Origin of the sequence: Desulfitobacterium sp. (assembly GCF_034927245.1) — a bacterium.
In the GTDB taxonomy this organism is placed as follows: Bacteria; Bacillota; Desulfitobacteriia; order Desulfitobacteriales; family Desulfitobacteriaceae; genus Desulfitobacterium_A.
Map to the genome: position 1 here is coordinate 15575 of NZ_JAYFQK010000005.1, position 23700 is coordinate 39274.

Genomic DNA, 23700 nt, shown 5'->3' on the forward strand with positions numbered 1-23700 from the left:
GATTCGGTGGCTGACTTTATTTTTTCCATCTTCACCTAAGCTTATGTATTGAATTTCATCCAGAATAAACCAATATTATTTATATTATTCTTTACGGGAGGTTGAAATACCGTGCAATACCTTTCGCTACGGAGCGTGCTAACTGATCCTGATACCATGATTGTTGAAGCTTAACCCTTTCTTTAGAATTTGAAATATACCCCATTTCTACAATAACAGCCGGCATGGGTGTATTTTTAATAACATAAAAATTGCCAGGCTTAGCAATACGTTGGTTCATACCCGGAACCTTAATTAATTCTTGTTGGATATACTCGGCTAAGCGTTTTCCCTCCTCAGATTGACTTTGATAAAATGTCTCTGCTCCGGAACCTTGACCGCTCTTGGTCGCATTAAGATGGAGGCTGATAAACGCTTCAGCATTCGCTTGCTTGGCCATGTCAATCCGGTAATTTAGGTCTGCTTGTTTTTTAGTCTGCCGCCCCCGTAATCCCTCGGGAACATAATCCACGTCGTCTTCCCGTGTTAAGATGACTTGAATTCCGGTGGGTTTAAGTAATTCCCCCACCCGCTTTGCCATTTGTAAATTAATTTCTTTTTCATAAAGCCCTTCGGTCGTAATTGCTCCCGGATCATATCCCCCATGCCCGGCGTCGATAACCACAATATGTTGAGTCTTTAAATGACTTAATACTACAGTGGAACCTTGCCAGAGTACGGAAAATACCAGACTCGCCATCAGCATTAAAACAATAATGACTGCTATTCCTTTTGGATTTCCTAAGAAAAATACGGGTTTCCGCAAGCCTCTCCCCCCTCTGAATCCCATCCTATATCTAAAATATGACCGAGAGGCTTGTTAACATGCTTACTAAATGAAGATCTTATACGAGGAGTTTGGGCCGTGGCGCACCACAAAAAGGGACCGTTGCAGTCATTGTGCAACAGTCCCGTAAATGTTACTCGATAATGGAAACTTAAGTCATCGGATAATTTATGGTTATTATTTAATATATACGACTACCGGCCGTACACCCCATGACCTAGCCGCTTCCTCCGAATTCATATAGAGATCAATTTTGTTTCCCTTAATCGCGCCGCCTGTGTCTAAAGCAACTCCATCTCCATAGCCTTCAACATAAAGGGAACTGCCTAAGGGAATAACGCGCGGATCAACAGCGACAACCCCATAACGTACGGAATTTCCGGTTGCCGTAATCGAGCCCGAAGAATAGGCACTCGCGTTTACAATAAGAGCTCTTTTAAAGTTTATCGTCCTGCCGCCACGGGAAACAGAAGTTTGACTTCCACGCGCAACAACTTGATTCACCGGTGTTTTGGTAACCTCTTGCTTTTGGACATCTCGTTTAACTTCTTTGCCATCTTCGAAGGTTACCTTTACGACTTGCTCATTAAGCCCATTTTCTCCTTTATTCAGGGTTCGATCCGGAAAACCGACCGGAAAATCGGCGGGTTGAGCAACCACTTGATAAGGTATTTCTGTCGTTACTGTCTCTTCCTTTTCCGTAACCCTTACAACCTTGATTTCATCGTCTTCTTTCAAGGTTTGATCCAAAGGCAGCGAGACTTTGTCTTGCTCACTCAGTGTGATTCCAAGTTTATTAAGTGCTTCAGCAACAGTACGAGGCGCTAAATAAGTATCAATTTCTTTACCATCAACATCGACGTGAATGGGGATAGCCCGTTTCACTTCTATTTCCATATTAGCCACTAATGGACTTTGACTGTCAATATCAATTTCATCTGTCTGCTGGATATTTAGCCCTAACCGATCTGATATATCTTGCAATGCTTCACCCACAGTTTGTTGAGGTGAACGGCCCGGATATTTATTACCATCAAGATATAGCGTGAGCGGAAGGCTTCGAGTAACATTAACCTCCAATCCCTTTTCAACTTGAGTTGAACGATCAGGGACGACAAGGTCTTCCGGATAAATACCAAGTCCTGAGTATCTCAGAGCGCCATCTACCGAATCACTAATTGTCGTTATACTAACGACCTTTCCATCAATGTGGACGTTAATTGTCTTCGCTTTTAATACAACAATAATTGTAATAACCAATAGTATTCCCAATAAAGTCGCGAGTATTTGAGTCTTGCGGGAGCTATGGACTAGCGGATTAGCCTTTGGTCCCGTTTTCTCAATCATTATATCCCCCCATGAATTTCTTGGAACATTTCCAATGTCAACTTACAACCTCATTTTATCTTATAAGTGGTCAGCTGTCAAAATAATTTACATTTTATCCCATCTAAGCATTGATGACATAGACCTTGACAGGCCGCCTTCCCCAATTAATGCATCTTTGGAAGCTGGGAAAAAACACATCGATTATATTCCCTTTGATTAATCCACCCGTATCAGCAGCCACTGCATATCCATAACCTTCAACATAAACTTGTGTCCCTAATGGAATCACTCGCGGATCAACCGCAATTATCCCCTCCCTAGGCTCAATCCCTGTTGCCGTTTTATTGCCTGTATAAGTATAAGCCGTTGCTTCCATGACCATTACCTTCCGGATATTAAGCTGACTTACATCGGCTTCAGATTTACTCTCAGGCTTTACAGCTGCAATAGGCTTTGTATTACGTAAGACCACACGTTTCTTGGGTGCCTCAAGCATAAACTGATGTGTTATTTTCTCACTCGTGATTTCTCCATTGACTTGAGTTATTTTAATGACCTGCCGTTCAACTCCTTTTTTCCCTTCATCCTTAACCTTGGTTGTACCGGGGCTAAGCTGGTTTGACTCCTCATATTCCGTTTCCACCGGAACTTCAACATCGATAATTCGGAATTCCGTATGAACCTGCGCAACGGCTTCTGGCAAGGCTTGCTCCGAGGCAGCCTGTTCAATCGCAGCATCCCTCGGCAGTACTTCTTTGGCCGAAGACGGTATTGTCGTTGCCGGCGCCGGCGCTGACTGAAACAGAGGAACTGTTCTTTGGGGTAAATTCTCCATAACTTTATCCATAGGTAAGTAAACCAAGGTCGTCCCCGCGATTAACAACCCGCTCCCTATATATACACTTCGGTTTTTTGCAATACGCCAATAATCCATATAGTTAGCTATCGGCAATGAATACATTCTTTCCCCTCCTTATCTTAAATTATGATAGGTACAAGCAAAAAAGAACTTCCAGGCAACCCTAAAACTTTTCACTAAGTTGGCTGTAAAGTTAATCGCCATGCGTGGCACACCACGAAAAAAACCATCCCTTTTCGAGATGGCTTTTTTAATATTATGCTGTTGACTAGATGCCTTAGGTAAAATCTGCTAAGCCTTTGCGTTCCAGCTTCACGCCATTGGCAAGTGCCAAGGCCTTTCCCCATGTTTTTCCAATTTCATATTTAAAAAACTCATAAAGGGGATTTAAATCCTCGGCTTCATCATACTTTTGCAGGCACTCGTAATACATCCGCTTATCCTCGTTATAGACGATAAGGGGCGGATGATTATGTGTCATGAGATAGTAATTCATGAGTGTCCTGCCGACACGTCCGTTACCGTCTGCGAAGGGATGGATATACTCAAACCTTGCATGAAAATAGGCGGCGGCTTTTAAGACATCTTTGCCCTCGTATGCGTTGATTTCGGCAATCAGCTCTGTCAGGTCTTTTTCCACATCTTCCGCAGCAGCGCCCACTTCATGGATGCCGGTTACATAATCGTGCTTTTTAAATTCGCCAGGCCGTTCCCTATTTTCAATATACCTGCGCTCATCATATGTCCCACCGGTGAGAACCTGGTGAATTTCCTTAACTAACTCTATGCTGAGAGGCTCCTTTTTCACTATTTTTTCTTTCAACAACTCATAGCACAGCTTTTGGTTTTGCTGTTCAAACAGGGCATGGGGACTTCCGGTATAGTCTACAACCCTACCGTTTTCAAAGATCTCCCTTGTATCATGATAGGTGATTTCCTCGTTTTCTATCCTTCCGGAATGAAACGCAAATAGGATGCGGAAGCTATTAAGGTATTTATCTAAATCAGCGGCGGATGCAATTTTGTATGACTGCCACAGTCCAACCGCCCGGTTATATTGATCCAAGCGCATTCCTCCTTTTTTACATTATTTGTTACATTATACCACACTTCACGAGGTTAAAATTAGTCCGAAAACCTTACGGTTTCCGGACTAGAGCAATTCTATATAAAAATTTTTGTTTTGGATTCTATTCAACCTTAAATAACGTTTGAGCGTTTTGAAAGGACTGCTGAGCTATTTCCTCTAAACTCAGCTCGCGAAGTTCGGCAATTTTAGCGGCAACTTGGCGGACATAAGTCGGCTCATTGCGTTTCCCTCGATAGGGTTCCGGCGTTAAATAAGGTGAATCCGTCTCTACGAAGAAACGATCAAGCGGGACCTTACCGGCAACTTCAACGGTTTGACGATTGTTTTTAAAGGTGAGAGGGCCGGCAAAAGAAAGATAAAAACCTAAATTTAAAACTACCTTGGCCATTTCCCAAGAACCGGAGTAACAATGGAATACACCGCCGTGCTTTGGAGGATGTTCCTTCACGATTTTCAAAAGATCTCCGTGGGCATCACGATCATGAATAATAATAGGCAACCCTGCTTCATTAGCCAATTCAATCTGCTCAATAAATATCTTTTGCTGAATTGAGCGAGGAGAAAGATCCCGGTAATAATCGAGCCCGATTTCTCCCCAACCGATTACTTTTTTATCCTTGGCAAGCTGCAAAAGGGTTTCCCATGTATCTGCACTTACCCCTTCTGCATCATGAGGATGGACACCAACCGCCGCATAAATAAAATCATAACGATGGGCTAATTCCACGGAATTCTGAGAAGAGGGCAAATCATATCCGATATTGGTGACGCGCGAGATCTGCGCTTTTTTCATATTTTCAAGAACCTGTTCAAAGTCCTCCTGATAACGGGGATCATCGAGGTGGGCATGAGTATCCCAAATCATTTTACACGGGCTCCGCCGGGTAAATCTTTCTGAACCGTCAGTACCTCTAAAACACCGTCTTGCGAAGCAGCCAAAATCATCCCCTGTGAAACAATTCCCCGTAATTTTGCCGGTTTAAGGTTGGCTACAATGACCACTGATTTTCCCACAAGATCCTCAGCCGTGTAGTGTTGGGCGATTCCCGAAACGATGGTGCGCTTCTCACCGGATACCTCTATTTCTAATTTCATGAGTTTATCCGTTTTTTCTACTCTTTCCGCTTGAAGAATTTTTGCGACCCGCAAATCAATCTTCGCAAAGTCATCAATTGTAATTTCCTCTTTGATCGGCTCAAATTGAGGCTTTACTTCCTCAGGTGTCTTGTTTTGTTCTTGATTCACATCTTGGTTCATATCTTGATTCATGTTTTGATTCTCCTCCTCAGTTGTCCATTGGGATAAATCCACACGGGGGAATAAAGGCTGACCTTTTTCAACCCGCGTCCCCCTAGGTATCATGTTCCATTGATCAATATCTTCCCAACGCAGCATCTCTTGATCAACCCCGAGAAGCCGGAACATTTTACTCGGAAGTTTAGGCATAAAAGGTGCACAAAGAATTGCAAAAATGCGTATTGCTTCGGCAAAGGTATGTAAAACATGATCCAACCTTGCCTGATTATCCTCTTGTTTAGCCAGTGCCCAAGGTGCTGTTTCATCGACATATTTATTCATACGGGCAACCAGGCGCCAGATACTTTCTAAAGCACCCGCCGGATCTAAAGCTTCCATTCTTTCCTCAACCTTAGCTTTAACTTCCCGGCTCAAAGCCTTAAGCTCCTGTTCTAAGGCTGTATCTTCTCCGGCGTTAGGAACAATGCCCCCCCGATACTTCACGATCATCGCCAGACTTCGGGAAGCAAAATTACCTAAATCGTTTGCTAAATCACTATTAAGGCGCTCTACGAGATTTTCCTCTGAATACGTTCCATCTGCTCCGACTTGCATTTCACGAAGAAGAAAGTAACGAATAGCATCCGAGCCATAACGCCGAATCAACTCAAAAGAGTCTTGAACATTGCCGCGCGACTTAGATATCTTTCCGCCTTCCTTGCTTAAGAACCAACCATGTCCATACACTTTCTTCGGCAAAGGAATTCCCAGGGCAATTAAGATAATTGGCCAAATAACGGCATGGAAACGCACAATATCCTTGCCCATTAAATGAACCTCAGCCGGCCAATACTTTTTATAGAGCTCACCATCGGGATATCCCAATGCCGAAATATAGTTAATCAAAGCATCAAGCCATACATAGACCACATGCTTGGGATCAAAGGGGACTTGAATTCCCCATTGGAACGTCGTTCTCGATACACAAAGATCTTCCAGACCGCCTTCGATAAAACGAATCATTTCGTTGCGCCGCGAAGCCGGTTGAATAAAGTCGGGATTCTCTTGAATGTGCTTAAGCAAAACATCCTGATATTTTGACAACCTGAAGAAATAACTCTCTTCTTTTAATAATTCAACCTCGCGCCGGCAATCTGCATTCGGACATTTGCCATCGATTAATTTGCTTTCAGGCCAAAACGTTTCACAAGGTGTACAATACCAGCCCTCATACTCGGACTTGTAGATATCGCCTTGATCATGCAGTTTAGTAAAAAGAGCTTGGACGACTTTATGATGACGTTCCTCTGTCGTACGAATAAAGTCATTATTAGAAATATCCAACTCATCCCAAAGCGATTTAAACCGTTCAACAATCCCATCGACATAACTTTTAGGATCTAAACCTTCACTTTCAGCTTTACGGACAATCTTTTGAGCATTTTCGTCCGTACCCGTCAAAAAGTAAACATCGTCACCTTTCATGCGATGATAGCGGGCAAAAGCATCTGCCGCAACTGTCGTATATGCCGTCCCAATATGAGGAGTTGCATTAGGATAAAAAATCGGTGTCGTTATGTAATATTTCAAGAGACTCATCCTCTCTAAATTATTTAGCGCTTTTAATTATTATAAAGTTTTACGCGAACTTTTACAGATTAAATTCAATAATTTTTGTCAAGTTTCCCTACAATAAAGTCAATTATACCTTTAAAAAAAGAAATGACAACTTTTTTTCAAAAACCCATTGACTTTAAATGGTACCATTGGTATCATAAGGTTGTAGTAAATTGTCGAATGTTGTTAGAAGGAGAGAGTTCCTATGATGAAATCAACCGGAATCGTAAGAAAAGTAGATGAACTTGGTCGTGTTGTACTTCCAATCGAACTACGCAGAACTTTAGGTATTGACGAAAAAGACGCACTCGAAATCTATGTCGACCAAGAAAAGATCATCCTCAAAAAATATGAGCCTGCTTGTGTTTTTTGTGGTAATGCCAGCGATGTCCAAGTTTTCCGCGGTAAAAATGTTTGCCGGGAATGCGCTGCTGCTATGGGAGCAACAATCGCTGCCAGCAATGAATCAGAAGCTGTTTAATAAATCCCTGATACATAAGAAGGTGCAATGCCTTCTTCTTTTTTTGTCCCGGATTAGGGGCTGTTTCAAAACAGCCCCTTAATTGTCAGCGTTATTTTCCCTCCAGAACTGCTTTATAAACTTCTCTCTTACTTATTCCGTATTTTTGAGCAACACATTTCATAGCTTCCTTCGGCTGTAAACCTTGATTAATTCCCGCTTCCACTTCTTTTTTCCAATCTTCCGGCCCGCCCTGAAGCGGCACTTCTTTATAGGGAGCTAAAAGAACACAGATTTCTCCGCGAGGGGGATTCATCCGGAATTCGGCCAGCAAGTCTTCTAACAGTCCCTGATGAACCGTTTGATGGAGCTTAGTGAGTTCACGCACAACTACAGCTTCACGGTCTCCGCATACCTCTAACAGATCAGCAAGGGTATCTACCAATCGGTGCGGAGCCTCATAGAAAATTTGGGTAAATGGCAACTTTGCATATCCTTGAAGTTCACGCCTTCGGGCACTTTTGGTGGAAGGCAGAAAACCGTGAAAAATAAAATGATCATTCGGAAGCCCTGAAAGAACCAAAGCTGTTAAACCTGCATTAGGTCCGGGTAAGACATCGACAGGTATCTTTGCGGACAAGCACATGCGAATAACCTCTTGTCCGGGATCAGAGATTCCCGGCATCCCGGCATCGGAAACTAAAGCAATGACATCCCCGCCTTGAAGTCTGCGGATAAGTTCCAGAGCTTTTCCTTTCTCATTATGCTGGTGATAGCTTGTCAAAGGGGTCGTAATCCCAAAATGCTCTAATAGCTTTCGAGAATGCCGTGTATCCTCCGCCGCAATCACATCAGCCTCACGCAAAACTTCAAGAACGCGCAAAGTAATATCCCCTAAATTCCCGATCGGCGTCGGACAAACGTAAAGCGTCCCTTTCTCAACTGTAGACAATATATAACGCTCCTATCAAAAAATCCTTACCCAACAAAACTTCCCTAATCCTTCCTCAAAAAGGCCATGCAAAACAAGCAATCTCCATCCTCTAAGGGTTGTCCAAAATGGAGATGACAAATATGAAATCCTTCTTTATATAATTTCACTAAGTTATCATGAGCAACACCCTGCAGATGCTCCGCGTTGGCAATAACCCGCTCCGTTTCTTGTTCTGGAATTTCACATAATTCTCGCTTAAGCCGAGCATTTTCTTCTTCCAGACTTTCAATGTACGGGCGTAAGCTTCGTACCTCTTCGAGCAGGGAATTCACTTTCTCCTCTACTTCAGTTAAAGCCTGGGTCAATTGACTCATACCTTCTCACTCTTTCCTTTATTCTTTTCCCCTTTCCTTTGACGCCCTTCTTGACGTCCCTTTCCTGATACAGGAATGGCCTGGGCTGGCCGCTCAGGTTTATCGGGTTTATCGGATTTATTTTCGTCCGCAATAATTTCATAGCCGCATCCCTCATCATAATCGAAGGCTGGATGCTTTACACCTTCTTTTAATTCCTCATCATAAATACTATTCTCGTACTTCAAACAACACATAAGCCGCCCGCAAATACCCGAAATTTTAGTCGGATTAAGGGATAGCTTCTGATCCTTGGCCATCCGAATCGATACCGGTTCAAAATCTCCGAGAAAGGTAGAGCAGCAGAGCATTCGGCCGCAAGATCCGACCCCGCCCAGCATCTTAGCCTCATCCCGAACGCCAATCTGCCGAAGTTCAATACGCGTCCGAAAAACAGAAGCCAGATCTTTAACAAGTTCCCTAAAATCCACCCTGCCATCGGCCGTAAACGAGAAAATAATTTTATTACGATCAAATGTATATTCGACATCGACTAATTTCATGGGAAGCTGGTGGTTTTCAATCTTCTTAAGACATATTTGAAATGCCTCTTTTTCCTTCGCTTTATTTTCTTCCATAATTCGCACATCATCCGCAGTAGCCTTACGAATAACCGGTTTAAGCGGAGAAACCACAGATTCCTCCGGAATATTTCTGGGGGCAATCACTAAATCTCCAAATTCAACACCACGCGCTGTTTCCACAATCACTTTATCGTCAACTTTAAGTTCAAGATCCCCAGAAGAAAAGTAATAAATCTTTCCTGCCCGTTTGAAACGGACCCCCACAACCTCAACCACTTAATGTCCTCCTTGCCGGAATAATTCCAGGGCCAATACTTCAATCGCTAAACGAGGATTAGCCTGCTTACGAATTTGATCCAGCGTTTTATTTATCGCTAACATCGCTCCGGGACTTCTGACGTCCGCATATTCTTGATAGGCTAAGACCTGGAGGTAGATTAAAGCTTCATTTTTCTCAATTGGAAATAGGCTAAAAACCTTTAGGAAATCACTTTCCCGAATCGCTTCCTCAAATTGATCAACCCATTGCTTCACCTTTGCAACACCCAAATCGAGGATAACCAGTGCACCTTCCGGATCGTTTCCACTCAACATAAAAGCTTCTTCTGCTTCCTGTGGATTTATGGAAGGATCTAAAGAATTAAGCCAATTATCCTTCTCCGTTTCCGGAAAATAAACAGCTTGAGCACGGCTTTGAATCGTAGGCAGCAAGGCTTCGGCATTTTGAGCGCTTAAAATGATTATTGTTCTTTCCGGCGGCTCTTCGATCACCTTCAACAAGGCATTTTCCGCGGGAAGGGTCAATCGATCAGCCTGTTCTAAAATAAAGACCTTATATTTTCCCTCATAATGTTTACGGTATACTTGCTCTTGCCAATGGAGTATTTCCTCAATTCCCAAAGAGGCTTTCTGGGGTTGCAGAATATGTACATCAGGATGATTTCCCGAATGAATTCTACGGCAAGCCGAGCACTCCAGACAGGGTGCCGCTGCCCGCAGGCTTTGGCAATTTAAGGCTTGAGCCAGATACACACCCGCCTGACGGCGTTCAAGGGCTGCTCCGCTATGGAACAATAGTAAGTGAGCTATACGCTCCTCCAACGCCGCCCTCACTAAAAGCTCAAATGCTATATTCACCCTTTATCCCTCCTCAATGACCCAAATCCCCTGTTCGGGGTTATCCCACCCTTGATATCGGTTTGAGGGGAAATTCAACAACACCTCAAGAAGTTCCGGGGTCATCTCTTCTCCCATCATAATCCAAGGAACCCCCGGCGGGTAAGGGGAAATACTCTCCCCCACAATCTTTCCTAGGCTTTCCTTAAGGGGAATCTGACATTTAGGGGCCAGAAAGGCTTCACGCGGAGTGAGTCGAAGAGGAGGCAAAGGCAACCCTGCACCCTCTGTAAAATCCTGCGTATCTTTACAGGGCATCAACGTTGTACCTTCAGACCTCTTAGTCGATTCGAACCATTGTACCATCGCTACTAATCCTTCGGTTAAACGTCGAACCTCTTCCGGCGTATTGCCAATTCCCAGCAAGAATAAAATATTCTCTTGATCCCAAAGTTCCGGCTCAATTCGAAAATGAGTTCGTAAAAAATCCACGCCTAATGGTGCGGCAAGTCCGATTGAAGAGGTATTGACCAAGATCTTGGACCAATCAATCTGTTCAATCCCATATTGACCTTGATCCTCTGAATTCAATATTCGAAGCACCTTGCCCGCACATTGATGAAGCTCCTGAACGGCTTCAAAAAGAAGCTCCCAACATTTTCCCTTCTGAGCAAACTCAACAGCCCGTTCAAGAGACGCCATTAAGAGATAACTTGGACTCGAGGACTGAAGGAGCTCCAGGGATTGCCTGAGACGGCTTCTTGATATTCTTTCCCCTTGAACATGAAGCATCGCCGCTTGAGTTAAGGCACTCAGTGTTTTATGCGAACTGTTTAAAACAAGATCCGCACCCCATTCTAAAGCACTCGGTGGGAACAGCTTGGACAAATAATGTGAACCATGAGCCTGATCGACAAGAATAGGAACATTAGGTCCCCATACATCCCGTCCTTGAACAATAGGTTTATAATCCGAAAGGGTTCCGTAATAACTGGGATAGGTTAAATGCAGCCCTTGAATTTCCCCCCACAATTGAGGTTCAATCTTAAAATCATATCCTAAGGGGAGATGAAATTCGGGGTGAATAATAGGTTTAATATAGATCGGCTCCAAGCCGGAAAGTACGAGTCCCGCCATAACCGAACGATGAGATTGCCTTCCGACTAAGACCTTTCCTTTTATTCCCGCAAGGCTTAAAAACATCGCCTGATTCCCTGCAGTAGCTCCATTCACCAAAAAAAAGCTTTCATCTGCGCCGAAAACCTGAGCCGCTCGTTTCTGAGCCTTATCAATCACCCCTTGTGGTGTGTGCAACATATCTAAGCCAGGAAGTTCTGTCAGATCCTGTTCCGGAAAATTCAGGCCCTCAAAAAACTCTCGTTTTCCTTTATGCCCAGGAGTATGAAACGACAGAAACTCCTGATTTTGGTACTGTAACAACTCCTCTCCCAGGGACAGCAAAAATATTCCCCCAGTTCCTTCAAATTAAAGGTATTTCCTATTATTGTATCACATCTTTAATAAAGAATCATCCTACCCCAACAAGCTCAAACGATTGATTCTAAAGGTGTATTACTGAAAAAGTGCTTTCTTTACGCCTTCCAAAAAATGCTGATAAAGAACTGAACTTGATGAACTCGTTATGATGTTTTGGCAGCAGCTTGAACAAAAAAAACCCCCTTGAATTCGGATACCATCATATAGACCCTGAACGGGAACCTCTTGACAACATTGACAGCGCGGCAAGATATTTAACTTCATAAGGCAATGAACCCCCTTACTCCTTCATTAAGTCTATTCTTGCCCACTTTTCTGAGGGCTAACCGGGCTGTTCAAAGGTAATCCCGTATGTTCAAGGGTGACCTGAATGTCATAAGACACCGGAAAATCCGCAAGTTGGTTAAGCCAATCCGGCTTCACTTGATTCCAAAACTTTGGATCCTTTTGCTCAACCTTTCGCCCAATACCGATGAAGTCAGCGTGTATCGCTTTACTTTTATCCACCGCAGCCCGACATTCCTTTTCGATAGCCTGAGCAACGACCGGTTCAAGGCTTTTCGTATATGCTTTCCACTCTTCAAGATTCATGGACTTTTGTTGTCCCTTAATCTCATCAATTGAGGCCTTAGTTTTGATCTGGAAGGTTATCCCTTCCTTTCCGTCTGCATTTGTCTCGATTTTAAATTTTGTCGAGGTTTTTCGTACCCAAGCAGAAAGAATGAGACCCTCCGTCTCGGCATTGATAAACCGATTTTTAACGGTATTATCCAACCACATAAATCCTTTTGTTTCCTCATCACAAAGACAATCAACTAATTTCCCATTCTCAAATACCCCCGCACCCTCCACCAGCAGTTCTTCTCCCTTTTCATCCGCGTATTCAATCTCCTTTTCCCCATGTTTTGTTTTTTGAACCACGGGGATCACCGGATTCTGGTTGGCACGTCCTAAAATGGTTAAATAGTGCCCCAATCGCGTCACCGGAAAACTCGAGAATGTGGGTTGTCCCTGAATCGTTCCCAGAATATCCAAGGCCGGAAGCTGCTTGGTCCGAAGTTGGGTTTCTAATATATCCTTAGCCTCGCCTCTCGCCAGTACAAGGTAAATTGTTCGGCGGAAATCATAATAACGCTGGAAATGATCTAAGGCCTCATTAATGTCTGACCGTGCTAACCCTTCCCCCAAAACAATAATACGGGCTGTCCCTGCAAACGAACTCTTATTTAAAACCTGACTTATATTTTCAATAACACCGGAAATGGTGGATACTTCGCTGGTAATCGTCCAGTCTTCCGTCTCTGTCCCATTTCCCCCACCCGATTTAGGCAGTGCCAGCTGACAGGTCACTTTATATTTCCCCGGATCCTTACCTGAATCAATGCCAATACCCATGATAAACCCCAATTGTTCGACTTCCTTTTTGCCGCCGCAGCCCTCGATGAGCAATAATAACACAAGAACGAAGACGATCAGCGGATAGTTTCTTACCCATTTTGGGAACGATTTTTCCATTTGTCCACCCCCCAGATCATCAGAACCCATAATACCGTAAAAGGTACCAAAAAATATCTGCCGACAAAACCGAGTTCTGTTGATATCTCCAACCCCCGTGCAACGTACTGAATAATAATATAACTAATGAATCCCAGCAGAAAACTCCATTTCCGACTTTTAAAACCAAAAACACTTTTCATGGCCCACATCACTGCAAAGAAATACGATGCCACCTTAATAGTTGAGCCCCCCAGCCAAAAGAGATTGAAAATCGACTCCACACCCGATAATGTCCGAGATATTTCAATCATTTTTCCTAATGCTAAAAGACCAAAACTCATTCGGGTCGTTTCAAAGGGACCGAAGGTTAATATCTGGATTAGGACGATAAGGGTATTGAGAATAATTACAATACTAACTGCAATATAAAGTTTTTGTTTTAGATTTTTTATATCGCTTGCCTTATTCGGTAAAAAGGGAAGCAAGCCGGCTAAAAACAAAATATATTCCGCAGAAAAATGGACGATTTTACCACTGGAAGATAGAACCGGCTGGATCCCATTGGCTAAAATCGGAAATAGTTCTCCCTCTTCAAACCGAGGAATAATAAAGATGATCATAAGAATCAGCCCCACAGTAACAATCGGAAAAACAACCTCGGCGAAGCGCCCCAGAACCTCGATACCACTGTAAAAAAGATAAAAAGTTAGAAATCCTCCTCCTAATAAAAATACAAAACGCGGCATTAAAGGCAGAACCGTACGATTGAAAATATCGACTTCCAGCCCCGCCAAAAGACTTCCGTAATACGTGACTAATATAATATAAATAATCCCTATTCCTTTGCTTAGCCCTTTACCGACAACCCTTTCGGATATTTTAATTAAATCTTTGCCCGGATATTTTGCCATGAGGGATAAAATCATCAAGCCAAAAGGGACTGCCCAAATAAAGGCCGGAAAGATAATCATCCAGCCGTCGCGTCCGGCTTCACCTATTAACGATCCCACTGACAAATAGGTTGTCCCCAGAAGCACTGCAGCACTTAGAACCAAAAATTGATGTGTCGATAAGCGTTCCATTTACCTCTTACCTCCTGAATTTGGGTCTGTATCCAAGAGCTTAGGTCTTTTCTTCATAGCCCACCAAGGAGACCTGACAAAGGTATCCTGTAAGAGGGCTCGGATCCTTAATGGGGCTATAGGACTGAGATAAGGCACTCCAAAGGAGCGAAGATTCAATAAATGAATAAGTCCGGCGTAAAAGCCAATTCCCACCCCATAAAAACCCATTGTTCCTGCTAAAATCATGAGCGGAAATCGCATTAGTCGGATCGCAATAGCCAAATCATAGGAAGGTATAGCATAACTTGATACAGCCGTTAAACCGATGACGATAACCATAATCGGGCTGACGAGACCGGCCTTAACAGCGGCGTCACCAATAACGATTGCTCCGACAATTCCAATAGTCTGCCCTATAGGCTTCGGAAGTCTGAGCCCCGCCTCTTGCAGGATCTCTAGTGTCATCAGCATTACAAGAGCCTCAATTAAGGCCGGAAAAGGTACACCTTCACGGCCCGCTGCGATGCTTAAGGCCAACGAAGTCGGCAGAAGTTCCTGGTGAAATGTAGTTACCGCAATATATAAGCTAGGAGCAACTGTAGAAATCAGGGCCCCTGAGTACCGAACAAAACGAGTAAGAATAACAATCAACGCACGTTCATAATAGTCTTCATTGACCTGCATAAACGAAGTAAGGGTTACCGGAACAATAAGAACTGTTGGCGTTCCGTCCACAATAATCGCCACACGCCCTTCAAGAAGATCCGAGGCAACGGTATCCGGCCGTTCGGTATGAAATATCTGCGGAAAAGGCGAATACGGAAAATCCTCAATAAATTCCTCAAGGATATCCCCGGAAACGATCGCATCCGTTTTGATCCTGCCTAAGCGCTTGAGAACTTCAGAAACGACACTAGGCCTTGCCAGTTTCTCTACATAAGCAATGACAACGTCTGTTTTCGTTAAATCTCCGATTTTCATAGATACGAGACGAAGGGAAGGATGTTTAATTTTTCGCCTTAGAAGAGAGGTATTGGTTCGAAGTGTTTCATTAAAGCCTTCCTTCGGTCCGCGGATTGATGATTCAGCTTCCGGCTCAGTCACCCCGCGGGATTGCCATCCACGGGCACCGATAACCAAGGCCTCTTGAGTCTCACCGATAAAAAGTACAGCGTCACCGGATAATATGGCATCAAATGCTTCACCCATAAGACTGATCTTTTTAATTTCATTCATGGGAGTAAGAAGTTTTATTAAAAAATCGTGAACATTATCGATTGTTATATCCTGGAAATCAGGATCATTGACTAAATCAATCATTATAACGTGAAGCAAATACTCATCTAAGAGATGTTTATCAATGAGTCCGTCCACAACTCCCAATAGACAAGGAATTTCTTTTTTAGCGCGTATGCTAAATTCACGAAAAATAATGTCACTGCTTTTTGATAATTCTTTATGAATCTCTTGACCGGAAAGCGGTTGATCCCATTTTTCATCGACGGGTAGTTTTGGAGCTTTACGAACTTTCTTTTCATAGGGACGGATAGTTAGATCCTTCATCATTTTTAACCATCTCTTCAAGATCATCCCCCCTTTTAAGCTTATTTTCCGCTAAAGCCCCCCCCATTATGCACGGCACATTTAACCCTTTGAGATTCAATCACCTCCGAGCCCCTGCATCCTCCCGGAGGTATAAAGTATAAAAAAGGATGGGATTGGAGTTAACTCCAGTCCCATCCTTTAAAACTTATTTAATTTGAACTTTTTAGTCCCACTTTTGATCAGCAAGACGTTTGTAAGAATCTAACCGCACCTTAGCATACTTCTCAGCACCGGCGAACAATTCTTCGGCGGTTTCCGGGAAGGTCTTAAGCAGGGAAGTATAACGAACTTCACCCATAATAAAGTCACGGAAAGGTTTGGTCGGTTCTTTGGAATCAAGCGCAAACGGATTCTTACCTTCTTCTTCAAGATCAGGATTGAAGCGATAGAGATGCCAATAACCGGTTTCTACAGCTTTCTTGGCTTCTTCAAGGCTCTTGGACATCCCGGCTCTTAGACCGTGGTTGATACAAGGTGCATAAGCAATGATCAGGGAAGGTCCATGGTAAGCCTCAGCTTCTTTGATGGCTTTCAAAGCTTGATTCATGTTAGCACCAATAGCAATTTGGGCAACATAAACATATCCATAACTCATGGCCATCATACCGAGGTCTTTTTTACGAATTCTCTTACCGGCAGCAGCGAACTTAGCTACTGCAGCACGCGGGGTTGCTTTGGAAGATTGTCCGCCGGTGTTGGAATAAACTTCGGTATCCATAACAAGGACATTAACATCATCGCCTGATGCAAGAACATGGTCTAAGCCGCCGTAACCGATATCATAGGCCCAACCGTCCCCACCGACGATCCATTGTGATTTCTTAACGAGATGATCTTTGCGATCAAGAATTCCTTTAAGAAGTTCATTGTCTCCTTGATAGTCATTGAGAAGTGCCAGAACTTTTGCAGATGCTGCTTTCGAAGCATCACCGTCATTCATACTGCTAATCCATTCTTGGAAAGCTTCTTTGAGTTCAGCACTAATTTCTGTCGCCAGAGCTTCTGTCATCAGCGCTTGGATTTTTTCACGTTGTTGACGAACTCCAAGATACATACCATAACCAAACTCAGCATTATCTTCGAACAAAGAGTTTGCCCAGCTTGGTCCTTTGCCCTCTTTGTTCGTGGTATAAGGTACGGAAGGAGAACTACCGCCCCAAATAGAGCTGCAACCCGTTGCATTGGCAATCATCATGCGATCACCAAAGAGTTGGGTGAGAAGCTTAACATTTGCTGTTTCGCCACAACCTGGGCAAGCACCGTTGAATTCAAATAAAGGTTGTGGGAATTGGCTGTTCTTAACCGTGTTTAAGTTAAAGCGTTTGCTCTTATCAGAAAGGGTAAGTGCATATTCCCAGTTTTCGGCTTGGGCTGCGATTTGCTCTTGTGCAGGCTTCATCACAATCGCCTTTTCTTTAGACGGGCAGGTTTCTACACAGTTTCCGCAACCTGTGCAATCGAGCGTACTTACTTGGATACGGAATTTAAGTCCTTCAGCTTCTTTACCGATTGCTTTTTTACCGACAAAGGTTTCAGGAGCTTTAGCCGCTTCTTTTTCATCCATCAAGAACGGACGAATTGCTGCATGAGGACAAACAAAGGAACATTGGTTACATTGGATACAATTATCCATTTGCCATTCGGGAACCATAACAGCAATTCCGCGTTTTTCATAAGCTGCAGTTCCGGAGGGATGTGTGCCATCTTCCATTCCGTTAAATGCGCTGACAGGAAGGTTGTCACCCTCTAATGCATTCATAGGATTCATAATATTTTTAACGAAATCAGGCAATTCTTGGGTTGCTGCAGCCTCAGCTTGAGCATTACCTGCTTCAGCCCAAGCAGCAGGGATATCGATTTTAACGAGAGAACCGACGCCGCGATCAATCGCCGCATTATTCATGTCGACGACTTCCTGACCTTTTTTACCGTAAGATTTAACAACAGATTCTTTTAAATAAGCAATCGCTTGATCAACAGGAATAACATTAGCAAGTTTAAAGAAAGCAGCTTGCATAATCATGTTAATCCGGGAACCCAGTCCAATTTCACGAGCAATAGATACTGCATCAATCGTGTAGAAGTTGATGCTATTCTTCGCAAGATATTGTTTTAAAGAAGCGGGGAGCTTTTCCTCTAACTCCTCAGGTTTCCATTGCGTATTAAGAACGAAGGTTCCGTTCTTTTTCAAACCTTTGACTAAGTCATAGAGTGGAACATAGGCTTGGTTGTGGCAAGCAATGTAATTTGCTCCAATAACATAATATGGAGATTTAATTTGTTTCTTACCAAAGCGAACGTGAGAAATCGTCGTACCGCCGGATTTCTTACTATCATATTGGAAGTAAGCTTGGGCAAACATGTCGGTATGGTCACCGATAATTTTAATGGCCTGCTTATTTGCCCCGACTGTACCGTCAGAACCTAAGCCCCAGAACTTACAAGCAATAGTGCCTTCCGGTGCGGTATCAATGATTTCGTCTTCAGCTAAAGATAAATTAGTAACATCATCAACAATGCCCATCGTAAAGCTGTTCTTAGGTTGATCCGCACTTAAGTTTTTATAGACGGCAAGGACTTGAGATGGAGTAGTGTCTTTAGAACCTAAGCCATAGCGTCCGCCGACAATGACAGGATGCAGTTCACTAGTATAGAAAGCATCTTTAATGTCAAGATAGAGAGGTTCACCTGTGGAACCCGGCTCTTTTGTACGATCAAGAACTGCTATTTTCTTCACAGTCTTAGGCATTACTTTAAATAAGTACTTCGTAGAGAAAGGACGATAAAGGTGAACTTTAATAACTCCGACCTTTTCTCCTTTACTCATCAGATAATCGATGGTTTCTTCAATGGTATCGCAGACAGAACCCATCGCAATGATAACACGCTCAGCATCCTCTGCACCATAATATTGGAAAGGATGATATTCACGGCCTGTAATTTTCTTGTATTCTTGCATGTAATGCTCAACGATATCCGGAATTGCTTCATAGAATTTGTTTGATGCTTCACGCTCTTGGAAATAAATATCCGGGTTTTGAGCAGATCCACGCAGAACAGGATGTTCCGGATTCAAAGCACGATCACGGAAAGCTTGAAGAGCATCGCGGTCTAAGAGTTTAGCGACATCTTCATAATCTGTAAGTTCGATTTTTTGAATTTCATGAGATGTACGGAAACCATCAAAGAAATGAAGGAAAGGAACACGGCCCTTGATTGCGCATAAATGGGCAATAAAAGCTAAGTCCAATGCTTCTTGAACATTATGGGAAGAAAGTTCTGCAAAACCTGTAGGACGGACAGACATTACGTCTTGATGGTCACCAAAAATAGAAAGCGCATGGGTTGCTAAGGCACGGGCGCTTACATGGAATACACCGGGAAGCAGTTCTCCCGCAATTTTATACATATTAGGAATCATCAGGAGTAACCCTTGAGAAGCAGTATACGTTGTTGTTAAAGCACCAGCTTGGAGGGAACCATGAACCGCACCGGCAGCCCCTGCTTCAGATTGCATTTCTACAACCTTTACAGGTTGACCGAAGATATTTTTCTTTCCATGAGCTGCCCATTCGTCCACAAACTCGGCCATCGTCGAAGAAGGCGTAATGGGGAAGATGGTTGCGACTTCTGAAAATGCATACGACGCATGTGCTGCCGCTTCATTACCATCCATGGTTTTCATTTTTGCCATTGGATACATCCTCCTTAAAATAAGAAAAGTTTAATTATATTTTAAAATTCTTTGTTTCTATCTATTATCACAAAATGTTAATAAGACCACTATTTAGACTTATTAAATAGATAGAATTTTCATAAAGAATTTCAAAAAATAGACGAGGGCACTGATCTAATATATACTAGAACAGTCCCCTTCTTCTTCAGTACAAGTATAACCTTCGCCTGTTTCATTAGTCAAGATAAAATCATATGTGTGAAAAACTGTACAGGTTAAATCCCGAAGACCTGCAGTCCTACAAGTGCTAAAACGCCCGGAAAACCCAGAATACCCACAAGAATAATAGTAGACACGTTGATGGGAATTCCAAAACCTAAAATACTTAAACCAAGGTTTAAAAGCCATAAACCCACAATTCCTCCCAAAATATGTATGGATAGTTTAAGCAAAATATGCGGTTTTCTTAAGCTTGAAAGCACAACCAGCCCCATTAGAACAATGAAAAGACCAAAAAAAATAAATGTCATGGTCAATCCTCCTTTGCTCGTCCCAGTGTCCTAGTCCAAGCCTATGCCTGAAGTTTGCAAAGAAGAACTGACTCTGACTTTAAATCTTTGACTTTTCGCTGCCATTATCTAATTTTCAATGAACCGTTTTAAATCTGCCGGCGGCCTTCTAAAGCTCGGGCAATCGTAACCTCATCGGCATACTCCAAATCTCCGCCAACCGGTAAACCGTGAGCGATCCGTGTCACTTTAATTCCCATAGGTTTTAAAAGCTTGGACAAATAAAGTGAGGTTGCTTCCCCTTCGACAGTTGGATTCAGAGCCATAACGACTTCCTGAACCCCATCCAGTCGTTTCAAAAATTTAGAAACCGTTAATTGCTCCGGTCCAATCCCTTCAAGTGGAGAAATAACTCCATGTAAAACATGATATCTTCCCTTATATTCTCTTGTTTTTTCTAGGGCAGCAACATCCCGAGGTTGTTCTACAATACAGAGGAGTGAGGGGTCTCGTTTATCGCTCGTACAAATAGGGCAAGGATCTTGTTGGGTGTAATTACAACAAACGGAGCATTCCTTAATATTCTTTAAAGCATAATGAATCGTATCCGCAAGGGATTCAGCTGTTTGAGGTTGCTGCAAAAGATAAAAGGCTAAACGGCCCGCCGTTTTTGGCCCAATACCCGGAAGTTTCGAAAGACCTGCGATAAGATCCGCTAAAGGCTGTGGATAGTTTAAAAAATCCATATTTTAGTTCTCTGATATCCTAGAACAATCCGGGGATTTTTAGGCCTCCGGTCAGCCTGCCCATTTCCGAAGCCGTCATTTCTTCAACTTTACGGAAGCCTTCATTGACAGCAGCCTTAATCATATCTTCGAGCATTTCCACATCTTCCGGATCCACAGCCTCCGGTTTAATCTTTAATTCAATAAGTTCCATTTTTCCGCTAACGACAACCTGGACAGCGCCCCCGCCGGCCGAAGCATCAACTGTTTTTGATTTAAGTTCCTCTTGAGTTTTTGCCATTTCCTCCTGGAGTTTCTGAGCTTGCTTCAACATATTATTCATATTGCCCATATTCCCCATATTCCCCATACCGCCTTTATAACCCATAAATCACACGCTCCTTATTATAAATACATCTTTAAATGATTGTACTTAAAATTCTCTTACTTGTCTAATCCTGCTTAACCACAACAAGGTCTGCGCCAAAAATATCTTCGGCTTTTTTAACAATGGGATTATTGTCTTCTTGATTTATTTTCGGTTTTAAGCCTTCCCATTCGTTCTCCATCATATTTTGCATTTGCAAAGGGGTACCCAAAACCTCCTGTAGCACTTTTTCAATCGTCTCTCGATTTTCAGGTTGATCCACTTTATCCCGGTGAAATGAAAACCCTTCCTTAAAAACAACATACAATTTTTGCTCTCTTAAATCTGCAGGTTTCCCTTCCATGAGAAAAGCATGGGTTGACTTTTTATATTTTCGCACCTGGTCCAGAACTTCCGGCCACTTTTCCTGAATAAGTTCAAGCGATAGACCGTTTTGTCCGTTTTTAGATAAATTAACCTTAGGTGGCGTTTTTGATTCGGGTTTACGTTTTTCTTCAGCGGAATTTCGTAGGCTTTTTGAAGCCCGTCCTTGGTGATTTTGTTGATCCTGTTGAGCAAATTGAGCGGATTGAACCTGAGCACCTTGTCCCGATGCCAGCTTTCCAACCTCCTGCTCAAGTAAAGTGAGACGCCGCTCTATTTCCACGTTATCCGAAGGACTTCCTGCCCGTTCCTGCGTATCATAAATCATTTGAACGATTAACATTTCCGCAGCAAGGCGGGCATTCGATGCATATTTAAGCTGACCTTCTCCTTGCAAAAGGATACTAATCCATTGAAGAATAAGCCTCATCCCAGCCTTGTCACTTTGCTCGGCAATTTTCTCTTTGAGTTGAGGGGCAATATTAGGAATTTGATGGGTTGAAACATAGAGTAAAGACTGCCGCAAATACTCCAGAAATTCCTTCAATATCTGCCGCGGATCACGGCCTTGATTAACTCCTTCTGTCAATAAACCTAATGCTTGGGCATAATCCCGAGTAATAAGGATATCAAAGAGTCTGGCGCTATATTCTTCCCCAACCATTCCTAAAACTTGATAAACTTGCTCTACCCCAATATTTCCATCCAGAAGTAAACACTGATCAAGAACACTTAAGGCGTCACGTAAACCCCCTTCAGACTTTTGAGCAATAATTTTCAAGGCCTCCGGAGAAACAGTACGCTCAATCGCTTGACAGACTTCTTGTAAACGTGTCTCAATTTGCTCAAGAGGAATTCGGTGAAATTCAAAACGCTGCACTCGAGACAGGATGGTCAACGGTATTTTTTGAACCTCTGTCGTTGCCAGGATAAAAACGACTTGTTTCGGCGGTTCTTCTAGCGTCTTGAGCAAAGCATTGAAGGCTTCCGTCGTCAGCATATGAACTTCATCAATAATATAGACTTTATATTTTCCTTCACTTGCACTAAGCCGAACATTTTCACGCAATTCACGGATTTCATCAATACCGCGGTTCGATGCAGCATCGATTTCCAAGACTTCCATTGCGTTTCCCTGGTCAATGCTTAAACAAGAGGAACACTGATTACAAGGTTCAATTCCGTTTGGATTCTCACAATTTAAAGCTTTAGCCAGAACTTTGGCCGCAGTCGTTTTTCCTGTTCCGCGAGGCCCGCTGAACAAATAAGCATGGGCAATTTTTCCTTGTTTTAAGGCATTGGTGAGGGTCTTTGTCACATGTTCCTGACCCACTATTTCACTGAACTTTTTCGGGCGCCATTCACGATAAAGCGCTAAATAGGCCATTATCCCACCTTCACTTTTCGCCAAGACATCATTCGTTGTTTTTTCCGTATATACCAAAAAAGATGGTACATAGACCATCTTAAATTTAAAGGCCGTGCACCTTTGTCCGAACAAACACTTCCGGACGAATCCAAGCTTCCTTGCTCGGTTTAGGCAATCTTACGGCACACAGAGTTTACTCCTTAGTGCTGCTTCCGTCAGGATCTGACACGGTTCAAAGTGCTCTGTTGCGTAAGACCCAAACTTCATTACAAGTCATACTTGGCCGCTCCACAAGCGTTGCCCTCGCGCAGGAATTCAACCCTGCTATAGCGGATTGCAGGTTACAGGATTCCGCCACCATCCCGTCTAGCACGACCAAAATTATTATAACAAAATAAAAAGCCGAAGTCGAATACATTATTGATCAAACTTGGCTCTAGTTAACTAATGGCGGAGAGAGAGGGATTCGAACCCTCGACACAGGTTACCCCATGTACTCGCTTTCCAGGCGAGCGCCTTCGACCAGCTCAGCCACCTCTCCGTGGTGGGTCGTTGAAAATAAGATATTAAATTTCAAGTGACGTTTGATATTATAAGCTATAG

21 protein-coding genes, 1 tRNA gene and 1 other RNA gene are annotated in these 23700 nt (G+C 43.1%); 1 reads left to right on the forward strand and 22 read right to left on the reverse strand.

Annotated elements, in window-relative coordinates; all coding sequences use genetic code 11:
* Window positions 1–91: 91 nt before the first annotated feature.
* The 6 genes from VB077_RS01165 to metG form a co-directional block, all read right to left on the reverse strand.
* A complete protein-coding gene (locus VB077_RS01165; RefSeq protein WP_323413380.1) occupies window positions 92–805 on the reverse strand; it encodes an N-acetylmuramoyl-L-alanine amidase in 714 nt (237 codons plus the stop codon).
* Window positions 806–1003: 198 nt separating this feature from the next.
* Entirely contained in the window at window positions 1004–2173 is a 1170-nt protein-coding gene (locus VB077_RS01170; RefSeq protein WP_323413381.1) for a ubiquitin-like domain-containing protein, read from the reverse strand.
* Window positions 2174–2276: 103 nt separating this feature from the next.
* Window positions 2277–3116 carry a 3D domain-containing protein gene (locus VB077_RS01175; RefSeq protein WP_323413382.1) on the reverse strand — a complete coding sequence of 280 codons (840 nt, stop codon included), beginning with the start codon at window positions 3114–3116 and terminating at the stop codon, window positions 2277–2279.
* 175 nt (window positions 3117–3291) lie between these two features.
* Entirely contained in the window at window positions 3292–4080 is a 789-nt protein-coding gene (locus tag VB077_RS01180) for a Fic family protein (RefSeq protein WP_416337010.1), read from the reverse strand.
* Between the two features lie 124 nt (window positions 4081–4204).
* Window positions 4205–4969: a TatD family hydrolase gene (locus VB077_RS01185; protein ID WP_323413384.1), complete on the reverse strand. Its 765-nt coding sequence runs from the start codon at window positions 4967–4969 to the stop codon at window positions 4205–4207.
* Window positions 4966–6930 carry a methionine--tRNA ligase gene (gene metG / locus VB077_RS01190; protein WP_323413385.1) on the reverse strand — a complete coding sequence of 655 codons (1965 nt, stop codon included), beginning with the start codon at window positions 6928–6930 and terminating at the stop codon, window positions 4966–4968. The genes VB077_RS01185 and metG overlap by 4 nt, the downstream gene beginning before the upstream one ends.
* 235 nt (window positions 6931–7165) lie before the next feature.
* Between metG and VB077_RS01195 the strand changes: the two genes are divergently transcribed.
* Complete coding sequence (locus VB077_RS01195; protein ID WP_323413430.1) at window positions 7166–7438, forward strand: AbrB/MazE/SpoVT family DNA-binding domain-containing protein; 273 nt, start codon at window positions 7166–7168, stop codon at window positions 7436–7438.
* Window positions 7439–7529: 91 nt separating this feature from the next.
* On the opposite strand, the gene rsmI is transcribed toward VB077_RS01195, so the two are convergent.
* From rsmI to VB077_RS01275, 16 genes are all read right to left on the reverse strand, one after another.
* Complete coding sequence (gene rsmI / locus VB077_RS01200) at window positions 7530–8369, reverse strand: 16S rRNA (cytidine(1402)-2'-O)-methyltransferase (protein WP_323413386.1); 840 nt, start codon at window positions 8367–8369, stop codon at window positions 7530–7532.
* Window positions 8370–8413: 44 nt separating this feature from the next.
* The gene (locus tag VB077_RS01205) at window positions 8414–8725 is read right to left on the reverse strand and encodes an initiation-control protein YabA (protein WP_323413387.1); all 312 of its coding nucleotides are present in this window, start codon (window positions 8723–8725) and stop codon (window positions 8414–8416) included.
* Window positions 8722–9564 (reverse strand): stage 0 sporulation family protein, encoded by an 843-nt coding sequence (locus VB077_RS01210; protein ID WP_323413388.1) that lies wholly within the window; start codon window positions 9562–9564, stop codon window positions 8722–8724. The genes VB077_RS01205 and VB077_RS01210 overlap by 4 nt, the downstream gene beginning before the upstream one ends.
* Window positions 9565–10425: a DNA polymerase III subunit delta' gene (locus VB077_RS01215; RefSeq protein WP_323413389.1), complete on the reverse strand. Its 861-nt coding sequence runs from the start codon at window positions 10423–10425 to the stop codon at window positions 9565–9567.
* A 3-nt stretch (window positions 10426–10428) separates the two neighbouring features.
* On the reverse strand, window positions 10429–11865 hold the full coding sequence (locus tag VB077_RS01220; protein ID WP_323413390.1) for an amino acid decarboxylase: 1437 nt from the start codon (window positions 11863–11865) through the stop codon (window positions 10429–10431).
* Window positions 11866–11976: 111 nt separating this feature from the next.
* Window positions 11977–12165 (reverse strand): hypothetical protein, encoded by a 189-nt coding sequence (locus VB077_RS01225; RefSeq protein ID WP_323413391.1) that lies wholly within the window; start codon window positions 12163–12165, stop codon window positions 11977–11979.
* A 33-nt stretch (window positions 12166–12198) separates the two neighbouring features.
* Window positions 12199–13416 carry a Ger(x)C family spore germination protein gene (locus tag VB077_RS01230; RefSeq protein ID WP_323413392.1) on the reverse strand — a complete coding sequence of 406 codons (1218 nt, stop codon included), beginning with the start codon at window positions 13414–13416 and terminating at the stop codon, window positions 12199–12201.
* Window positions 13389–14480: a GerAB/ArcD/ProY family transporter gene (locus VB077_RS01235; protein WP_323413393.1), complete on the reverse strand. Its 1092-nt coding sequence runs from the start codon at window positions 14478–14480 to the stop codon at window positions 13389–13391. Before VB077_RS01235 ends, VB077_RS01230 begins: the two co-directional genes overlap by 28 nt.
* Entirely contained in the window at window positions 14481–16052 is a 1572-nt protein-coding gene (locus VB077_RS01240) for a spore germination protein (RefSeq protein ID WP_323413394.1), read from the reverse strand.
* Window positions 16053–16230: 178 nt separating this feature from the next.
* Window positions 16231–19761 carry a pyruvate:ferredoxin (flavodoxin) oxidoreductase gene (nifJ, locus tag VB077_RS01245; protein WP_323413395.1) on the reverse strand — a complete coding sequence of 1177 codons (3531 nt, stop codon included), beginning with the start codon at window positions 19759–19761 and terminating at the stop codon, window positions 16231–16233.
* Window positions 19762–20018: 257 nt separating this feature from the next.
* Complete coding sequence (locus tag VB077_RS01250; RefSeq protein WP_323413396.1) at window positions 20019–20273, reverse strand: pro-sigmaK processing inhibitor BofA family protein; 255 nt, start codon at window positions 20271–20273, stop codon at window positions 20019–20021.
* Between the two features lie 128 nt (window positions 20274–20401).
* Window positions 20402–20998 carry a recombination mediator RecR gene (recR, locus tag VB077_RS01255; RefSeq protein WP_323413397.1) on the reverse strand — a complete coding sequence of 199 codons (597 nt, stop codon included), beginning with the start codon at window positions 20996–20998 and terminating at the stop codon, window positions 20402–20404.
* Window positions 20999–21017: 19 nt separating this feature from the next.
* The gene (locus tag VB077_RS01260) at window positions 21018–21365 is read right to left on the reverse strand and encodes a YbaB/EbfC family nucleoid-associated protein (protein ID WP_323413398.1); all 348 of its coding nucleotides are present in this window, start codon (window positions 21363–21365) and stop codon (window positions 21018–21020) included.
* Between the two features lie 64 nt (window positions 21366–21429).
* Window positions 21430–23115: a DNA polymerase III subunit gamma/tau gene (gene dnaX / locus VB077_RS01265; RefSeq protein ID WP_323413399.1), complete on the reverse strand. Its 1686-nt coding sequence runs from the start codon at window positions 23113–23115 to the stop codon at window positions 21430–21432.
* A gap of 92 nt (window positions 23116–23207) precedes the next feature.
* Window positions 23208–23472: signal recognition particle sRNA large type (ffs, locus tag VB077_RS01270), an RNA gene on the reverse strand.
* 73 nt (window positions 23473–23545) lie between these two features.
* Window positions 23546–23638: transfer RNA gene (locus tag VB077_RS01275), tRNA-Ser, on the reverse strand.
* Between the last annotated feature and the right edge of the window lie 62 nt (window positions 23639–23700).

Excerpts from the sequence above, each read along its gene's own strand:
- dnaX (WP_323413399.1), bottom strand. The coding sequence starts at position 23,115 with ATGGCCTATTTAGCGCTTTATCGTGAATGGCGCCCGAAAAAGTTCAGT.
- VB077_RS01185 (WP_323413384.1), bottom strand. The coding sequence starts at position 4,969 with ATGATTTGGGATACTCATGCCCACCTCGATGATCCCCGTTATCAGGAG.
- VB077_RS01230 (WP_323413392.1), bottom strand. The coding sequence starts at position 13,416 with ATGGAAAAATCGTTCCCAAAATGGGTAAGAAACTATCCGCTGATCGTC.
- VB077_RS01225 (WP_323413391.1), bottom strand. The coding sequence starts at position 12,165 with ATGAAGTTAAATATCTTGCCGCGCTGTCAATGTTGTCAAGAGGTTCCC.
- VB077_RS01240 (WP_323413394.1), bottom strand. The coding sequence starts at position 16,052 with ATGATCTTGAAGAGATGGTTAAAAATGATGAAGGATCTAACTATCCGT.
- VB077_RS01250 (WP_323413396.1), bottom strand. The coding sequence starts at position 20,273 with ATGACATTTATTTTTTTTGGTCTTTTCATTGTTCTAATGGGGCTGGTT.
- VB077_RS01235 (WP_323413393.1), bottom strand. The coding sequence starts at position 14,480 with ATGGAACGCTTATCGACACATCAATTTTTGGTTCTAAGTGCTGCAGTG.
- VB077_RS01195 (WP_323413430.1), top strand. The coding sequence starts at position 7,166 with ATGAAATCAACCGGAATCGTAAGAAAAGTAGATGAACTTGGTCGTGTT.
- nifJ (WP_323413395.1), bottom strand. The coding sequence starts at position 19,761 with ATGGCAAAAATGAAAACCATGGATGGTAATGAAGCGGCAGCACATGCG.
- VB077_RS01205 (WP_323413387.1), bottom strand. The coding sequence starts at position 8,725 with ATGAGTCAATTGACCCAGGCTTTAACTGAAGTAGAGGAGAAAGTGAAT.
- recR (WP_323413397.1), bottom strand. The coding sequence starts at position 20,998 with ATGGATTTTTTAAACTATCCACAGCCTTTAGCGGATCTTATCGCAGGT.
- VB077_RS01260 (WP_323413398.1), bottom strand. The coding sequence starts at position 21,365 with ATGGGTTATAAAGGCGGTATGGGGAATATGGGGAATATGGGCAATATG.
- VB077_RS01170 (WP_323413381.1), bottom strand. The coding sequence starts at position 2,173 with ATGATTGAGAAAACGGGACCAAAGGCTAATCCGCTAGTCCATAGCTCC.
- VB077_RS01175 (WP_323413382.1), bottom strand. The coding sequence starts at position 3,116 with ATGTATTCATTGCCGATAGCTAACTATATGGATTATTGGCGTATTGCA.